Genomic DNA, 6,627 nt, shown 5'->3' on the forward strand with positions numbered 1-6,627 from the left:
GCCCCCAACTCCGTCCCCCTGGAATCCGTGCCCGGCAGATCGGTGGGCAGATGGGTGGGTGCCGGGGTGTCGGAGCTGTCCACCTCCGGCGCGACCGGCCACTCGGCGGGCCGACCGGCCGCCGCCGCCGAGCCGTTGGGGGCCGGAGCGGCGGACCCGTTGGGCGAGGTCGCCGGGCGCGCCGGCACCGCCGACAGGTCGTACCCGCACGCACCACAGAACAGGTCACCCGACTCCAGCGGCTCCTCGCAGCTGGGGCAGGCAGACAGTTGGGGCATCTGCGACATCACTCACACCCACGTCCGGGGGCGGAAACGGTTGGCCCGCTCCACCAGTTCGATCCTCTCCTCGCCACCCTGTGCGAGCCGGGCCAGTGTCCGGTACGAACGCTCCAGACCGAACCGGAGACCGCGCTCGTCCAGGTCGCTGCCGAGCAGCACGGTCCGCGTCCCGGCGGTGGCCGGCGGCGCGGAGACGTGGCGAGAGTGCCTACCGGAGAGTACCCAGTCGAGCGCCGTCCCCAGTACCTCGGTCGCCAGGCGTTCCCTGCGCACCGCGTCGAGGCCGAAGCCCGCCAGCGCCTCCAGCTGCCCCGCGGAGGCCGTCAGATCGTCGAGGAACGCGTCCCCGGCCGAGGCCCCCGGCGCCGCCTCCGGTGCGTCGAGGCGACGGCGAAGGCGCGCCCGCACGGCCGCGATCCGGGCCGCGGTGTAGTGGATGGAGGACTCCGGCACCGACTCCAGGGTGCGCACCGCGCCCGCCCTGTCGTCGGCGGCGAGCCGCACCCTGGCCAGGCCGAACGCGGCGCTCACATAGCTCGGATCGGTGGTCCACACCAGGCGGTAGTACTCGGCGGCGTTGTCCAGCTGGCCCAGGACCTCCGCGCACACCCCGAGCGCCAGCTTCGGCGCCGCCTCGCCGGGGAACGCGTCGTAGACCGCGTCGAAGGAGAGCGCGGCGCTCTCGAAGTCCCCGGTCACCAGGGCCGCCACGCCCCGGTACCAGACGACCCGCCAGTCATCCGGATGGCGGCGCTCCAAGTCGGCAAGCGTGTCGGCCGCGGCGGCCAGTTCCCCCATGGCGAGCCGGGCGCGCAGGCCGCGCAGCCGGAGTTCGACGGAGTCGGCGGGCGCCGCCCCGAGCGCGGCGATCAGCTCGGCGGGCGCGGAGGCCATGAGTCCGGCGAGGAAGCCCGCGTTCGGGTCGTTCGGGTCGACGCGCGGCACCGGCAGCGCGAGCGCGGTCGCGGCGGCGTCGAGCGGCCGGACGATCGCGGCGGGCTGCGCGGGCGGCGACTCCCGCCGGCCGCCCGGGCCCTTGGGGGCGAGCGGGCGCACCCCGAGCCGCGACACGTCATCGGTCAGCTCCGCGAACAGCTCGGTGTCCGTCACCTTCACCTCGGGCCCGAAGAGCGTGGAGAGGGAGGGCCGAGGCTTGCCCGTCTGGAGGGCGACGACCTCGCGCAGGACGCCGGTGAGCTGCTCGGCCATCTCCTGCGCGGAGGCGAAGCGGCGGGCCGGGTCGGGGTCGGTGGCGCGCACGAGCAGCCGGTAGAACGACTCGTACTGGCGGAAGACCTCGATGTTGTCGGGGTCGGGCAGGGAGTCCACGAATATGTTCGTATAGCCCTGGAAGTCGAAGGTCAGGACGGCGAGCGTGCGCGCGACGGTGTAGAGGTCGGAGGCGACCGAGGGGCCCACCTCGGCGACTTCGGGGGCCTGGTAGCCGACCGTGCCGTAGATCGCGGACTCGTCGTCGTCCATCCTGCGGACCGCGCCCATGTCGATGACCTTGAGCTGGCCCTCGGTCTGGATGGCGTTGTCGACCTTGAAGTCGCAGTACAGGAGATTGCGGCTGTGCAGATGGCCGAGTGCCTCAAGGGCCTCGATGCCGTACGCGCACGCCTGCTCGACCGGCAGCGGGTCGCGTCTGCCGTCGGCCGTGCGGCGGCCGTTGGCGATCTCCTTCAGGGACTTGCCGCCGATGTACTCCATGACGATGTACCCGTCCATGGATCCGGTGCGCTGGTCCAGGTGTTCGACGAAGTTGTAGATCCGCACGATGTTCGCGTGTTCGATCTCGGCGAGGAAGCGGCGCTCGGAGATCGCGGCGGCCATCGCGTCCTGGTCGCCCGTGTCGAGCAGGCCCTTCAGGACCACCCACCGGTCGGAGACGGCCCGGTCGATGGCGAGGTAGACCCAGCCGAGGCCGCCGTGGGCCAGGCAGCCCACCACCTCGTACTGGCCGTGCACGATGTCGCCGGGGTTCAGCTTCGGCACGAACGAGTACGGGTGGCCGCACTTGGTGCAGAACCCCTCCGTGCGGCCCGGGCGGTCGCCGCGCGCGCGGCCCACCGGCGCCCCGCAGTCCGAGCGCGAGCAGAACCGCTTGCGCTCGGGCACCTCCGGGTTCTCCTGGACCGCCCCGCGCGGATCGGGACGCGGCACGTCCGGCACGGTGACGAGGCCGACGCCGAGCCGCCCGCGCCCCGACGACGAGGCCGTCGAGCCCGAGCTGCGCACCGACACCGAACGGGACGTCGAACCGCCCGACAGGGAACGGGAGAGCCGCCCCGACACCGACCTCCGCGAGGACTGCGAGCGCGACGAACGCGACGACCGGGACGAGCGCGACGACCGGGACGACGAGCGGGCGCTGGAACTGCCCGACCCCCGCGACCCCTTGCCGCCGCCCGTGACCCCCGTCGGAGGCGAGCCGACGAGGCCGTTCGGCGCCACGACGGGGGCGAGACCGCACGTGTCGCAGTACAGCTCACCGCCGCCCACGTCCTCGTACGACCCCGTGCACCCGGGCCGCTGACACTGCCGTTCGCTCACGCGTCCCCCCTCCGGTCGGCGGTCCCGCCCTGCTGCGGGACCCTCGGCGCCAGCACCTCGGTGACCGCCTGCTGATAGCGCAGCACCGCCTGCTCGGCCACGCGCAGGTCGCAGGGCGCGCTCCACAGCATCCGGCGCGCCGCGTCGTACCGCTCGATCAGGAGCGGGTCCTCGGCGTGGCCGAGCCGGGCGACCTTCGCCTTGTACGCGTCCAGGCGGCCGCGCAGCTCCGCGCGGACCGCCAGCGGAGCCGTGACGGCGGTCAACGACTCGCGGGCGCGCAGCAGTTCGTCCTCGGCCTTCTCCTCAAGGGACTCCAGGAGCGGCGAGAGGCGGTGCCATTGGGCGTGCCTGCGGTAGTCCGACGCCATCGCCAGCTGCTCCTGGAGCGCGGTCGAGGGGCCGCTGACCGCGGGCACCTCGGACGCGGCGATCTTCGCCAGGACCTCGCCGCGGGCGCTGCGGGCCTCCGCGAGGGTGCGGTCCGCGCGGGAGAGCACGTCACGGAGCCTGCCGAGGCGGGCCTCCGCGTCCTGGCGGACGGTGAGCACCGCCTCGATCTCGCGGCGCACCTCCTCCAGGGCGCGCGCCTCGCGGTCGTACCGGTCGGTGTGCGCGCGGCCGCCGCCCGGCGCCGAACTGCCCTCCGCGCGCTGCCAGAAGGCGAGCGGATCGCTGATGACCTGCTCGCGCAGGGCGGTCAGGGCGCGCGTGATGCGCTCCAGGTCGTCGCCCGCGGGGTGCTCGCCGGGGCGTACGCCCACGGAGTGCGCGAGGTGGCGGGTGCGGGCCAGCTCGGCGGCGAGCAGGTCGATGCGGGCGGGCAGCGCCGACCAGACGGCGTCGGCCGCGACGACCGTGTCCAGGGAGCGCGCGTACAGGTCGTTCATGCGGCTCACCAGCTCCTGGAGCGTGAAGCGCTCGCTGAGCCTGGCGGGGCCGGTGCCCGGCGGGTCGGCGCCGGCCGCGGAACCGCCCGCGACGGTCACCGACTCGCCGCGCAGCAGCTCCGTCAGCTCGACCAGGTCCTCGCGGCTGGGCCAGCGCCTGCGGGCGCGCAGCTCGCGGGCGGCGTTCAGGGCACCGGCGTACGCGTCGAAGTAGGCCCAGAGCAGGGTGATCCGCTGCTCGGTGGCCGCCCAGCGCTCCTCGGTGACGCCGGTGAGCGCGGCGCCTTCCAGGAGGCGGCGTCCCGCGTGGTCCTGGAGGGCGAGGAGCGAGGTCTCGATCGCCTCGTGCTCGGCGTCGAGCCGCGCCAGCGCACGGTCCACCTCATCCCGGTCCATCACCGGACCGGGGGGTCCCGTGCCGCTCATCGATCACCTCTCCGCTCTGCGTTGCCGCAACACTTCACTGGTACCGGGCCGGTCAGTCGCGGTACTCCGGGTCCGGCGGGCCCGGGACCTCGCCGAGGCCGCTCTTGAGCCACTTGTCGTACGACTTCTGCCAGCCGTCCTTCTTGTCCTCGCGGTACTCGTCGAGGACCTTGTTGACCCGGCGGACCAGGTCGTCCGAGCCCTTCTTCATCGCCACGCCGTAGTGCTCGGTGGTGAACGGCTCCTCGCCCTTCAGTTCGACCGTCGGGTCCTGTGCGGCCTGGCTCGCGGCGAGCGCGCTGTCGGTCACCACGGCGTCCACCTCACCGAGCTGGAGCCGCACGAGGCAGTCGAGCTGGTTGGGCACGGTGGTGGAGATGTCGGCGCCGAAGCTCTTCTTCTCCAGCTCCTCCAGGGCGATGGAGCCCGCCGCCGAGCAGACCTTCTTGCCCTTGAGCGAGGAGTCGTAGCCGGTGATGTCGGACTTCTTCGGGGCGAGCACCTGCTGGCCCGTCTCGAAGTACCCGGTCGAGAAGTCGACGTCCTCCAGCCGCTCGCAGTTGACCGTCATGGTGCGTACGACCATGTCGACCTGGCCGCTTTTGATCGCCGGGATGCGCTGGTTGGTCGGTATGGCCCGGAAGACGATGGCGTCGCGGTCGCCGAAGATCTCCTCGGCGATCTCCCGCGCGAGGTCGATGTCGAAGCCCTCCAGCTCGCCGCCCGGCTTGTTCGGGTCGCGGTAGCCCCAGCGGTAGCTGTTCTGGTCGACGCCGACGATCAACTTCTTGACCTCGCGGTTCTTGATGGCGTCGATCGCCGGGCCGTCCTTGCCCGAGGGGCGCAAACTCCGGTCGTTGCAGTCGTCGGCGTCCGCCCGCGAGGGCGCGGCGACCGTGACGCCGGAGCCGTCGTCCTTCGCCCCGCCGACGCCCTTGTGGGGCAGCGCCAGGACGAGCGAGCCCGCGAGCGCGCAGGCGAGCCCCATCGCGCCGACCCCGCCCCAGCCGCGCAGCCTGGCCGTGCCACGTCGTGTACGCATCGTCTGCGCGCCCCCTTCCACCTCTGACCCCATCACCGGTACTCCGAAAGCCTGCGGCCGATGCCGAGCACGGCGCCCGCCGCGCCGAGGACCGCGAGCACGGCGGCGCCGACCGGCAACCCGCTCATGGCGCCCCTGCCGTCCTCGGCGGCCCGCTGGAACTCGCGCTGTTCGTGCGCCAGGGCCCGGTCGAGGGCGGCGTCCACATTGTCGAAGCACTCGACGGTCGGCTTGACGCTCTTGTCGTCCTTGTCGCCGAGGATCCTGTCGAGTGCCCCCTGATAGTCACCCGAGTCGTCGCTGGAGCGGGCCGCTCTGTGGCGCTCCTGCCAGACGCCCACGTTCGCCACCGCCTGCTCGACCGGCCGCTCGCCGTCCTTGTCGTCGGCCAGGTCGACCGCCTCGCCGAGCAGTCCGCTGTCCGCGTCGCCGAGCCGCTTCATCAGCGCGCGGTAGGAGACGTCGAACTTGTCCTCGGCCTCGCCCCTCACCTCGGTGGTCTCCGCGCCCCGGCTGACCAGCGTCAGGTTCTCGTTGCCCCGGGCCTTCAGGGAGCTGATGCGGGCGTCGTTGAGCACGTTCAGGGAACGGACCCCGTCGTCGTACGACTCGTTGAGCCCCGCGCGGGCGAAGGTGTGGCCCGCGACGAGCCACAGCAGCACGACGGTCGTGGCGGCGGTCGCGGCGAGCAGGCCGTGGTTGAACACCCGGTTCGTACGGCGGTAGTTGCGGCGCTGGGCCCAGGCGAGGGCGGCGAGCGCGAGGACGCCGAGGGCGATGGCGGCCCAGGGGTAGGGCTTGGCGTTGCCGTAGTCGGAGCCGAGGCGTTCGTTCTCCGCCTTGTAGAGCTTCTCGGCGGCCGGGAGCATCCGCGTCTGCATCTTGTCGTTGGCGTAGCGCAGATAGGCGCCGCCGAGCGGCAGGCCCTGGCGGTTGTTCGCACGGGCGCGCTCGATCAGGCCCGTGTACTGGGGCAGCAGCTTGTTCAGCTTGCTGACGGCGGCGGCCGACGACGGGTCCGAGCCCGCGTTCGAAGCGGCCGTGGCGAGCTTCTGCGAGGCCCGCGCGATGTCGCGTTCGTAGCGGTCGCGGACGGCCGCGGGCTCCTGGCCGCCCGCCAGGAAGCCGCTGGACGCCGCGGTGTTGGCGTCCGCGAGCGAGCGGTAGATGGCCGCGGCGTCGGCGCTCAGCGGCTGGCTGCGGTGCAGCACGTCGTCCGCGGCGGCCGAGCGGGCCGTCATCTGCCAGGTGGTGACCCCGCCGAAAGCGACGACGAGCAGGGCGAGGAGGGCGCCGATGATCCGCAGCCTGCCCGGCTCGGTGGTCGCGGCGGCACGGAGCCGGTCGGTGCCCTCGGCCCAGGCGGTGCGGCGCGGGGCGGTGGCGGGCGTCCCGGAGGGCTGCCGCACGGCGGGCGGGGCCTGTGGCGGGG

At 73.3% G+C, this 6,627-nt stretch carries 5 protein-coding genes; all 5 read right to left on the reverse strand.

Translation table 11 applies throughout. The features are described 5' to 3' along the window. On the reverse strand, nt 1-287 hold a 287-nt coding region (locus GKQ77_RS24490; RefSeq protein ID WP_219691097.1), incomplete at its 3' end, for a zinc ribbon domain-containing protein. 3 nt (nt 288-290) lie between these two features. Further along, nucleotides 291-2,837, reverse strand: coding sequence for a serine/threonine-protein kinase (locus tag GKQ77_RS33985; protein WP_219691098.1), 2,547 nt, complete (start codon nt 2,835-2,837; stop codon nt 291-293). After that, nucleotides 2,834-4,153 (reverse strand): coiled-coil domain-containing protein, encoded by a 1,320-nt coding sequence (locus GKQ77_RS24500; RefSeq protein WP_219691099.1) that lies wholly within the window; start codon nt 4,151-4,153, stop codon nt 2,834-2,836. Before GKQ77_RS24500 ends, GKQ77_RS33985 begins: the two co-directional genes overlap by 4 nt. Nucleotides 4,154-4,205: 52 nt before the next feature. Further along, nucleotides 4,206-5,195: a glutamate ABC transporter substrate-binding protein gene (locus GKQ77_RS24505; protein ID WP_219691100.1), complete on the reverse strand. Its 990-nt coding sequence runs from the start codon at nt 5,193-5,195 to the stop codon at nt 4,206-4,208. A 32-nt stretch (nt 5,196-5,227) separates the two neighbouring features. Then, on the reverse strand, nt 5,228-6,627 hold a 1,400-nt coding region (locus GKQ77_RS24510; protein ID WP_258021883.1), incomplete at its 5' end, for a GlnX family signal transduction membrane protein.

Source organism: Streptomyces anatolicus, from assembly GCF_019400875.1.
Taxonomy (GTDB): Bacteria; Actinomycetota; Actinomycetes; order Streptomycetales; family Streptomycetaceae; genus Streptomyces; species Streptomyces anatolicus.

Bases quoted from the DNA above. Each gene is read 5' to 3' on its own strand.
- GKQ77_RS24500 (WP_219691099.1), bottom strand. From the start codon at position 4,153: ATGAGCGGCACGGGACCCCCCGGTCCGGTGATGGACCGGGATGAGGTG.
- GKQ77_RS24505 (WP_219691100.1), bottom strand. From the start codon at position 5,195: ATGCGTACACGACGTGGCACGGCCAGGCTGCGCGGCTGGGGCGGGGTC.